The sequence below is a fragment of the Corynebacterium sp. HMSC034B08 genome (assembly GCF_001835805.1).
GTDB classification, from domain to species: Bacteria; Actinomycetota; Actinomycetes; order Mycobacteriales; family Mycobacteriaceae; genus Corynebacterium; species Corynebacterium coyleae.
In genome coordinates this window covers 1-271 of sequence record NZ_KV825962.1, presented here as the reverse complement: position 1 = coordinate 271, position 271 = coordinate 1, and the positions used below count along the sequence as shown (strand labels likewise).

Here is a 271-nt window from a genome sequence, read left to right as displayed (position 1 = left end):
CGCATGCCGATAGAGCGGCCCAAAAACGCCTGGGTGTTGCCATCGGGGATGAAGCAAATGTCGTAAGAATCCGGCTTGGAGGCAGTAGCAAACCCGTGGCGGGCGGCCTCCTCACGGATCTGGGGCTTTTCCGTATCACCGACCGGGAAGATGCAGCGGTCCAACTCGTCGCGAGTAAGCACGCCGAGCACATACGACTGGTCTTTGTTCGGGTCTTCTGCGCGGCGGAGGTTGCCGGCGTCGTCGATAATTGCGTAATGCCCTGTGGCAA

Annotated in this window: 1 pseudogene; it reads right to left on the bottom strand. The window is 60.1% G+C overall.

The annotated features are described in order from the left end of the window. Positions 1-271 (bottom strand): annotated as a pseudogene (locus HMPREF2656_RS05995) (tRNA 2-thiouridine(34) synthase MnmA); the annotation flags it as partial.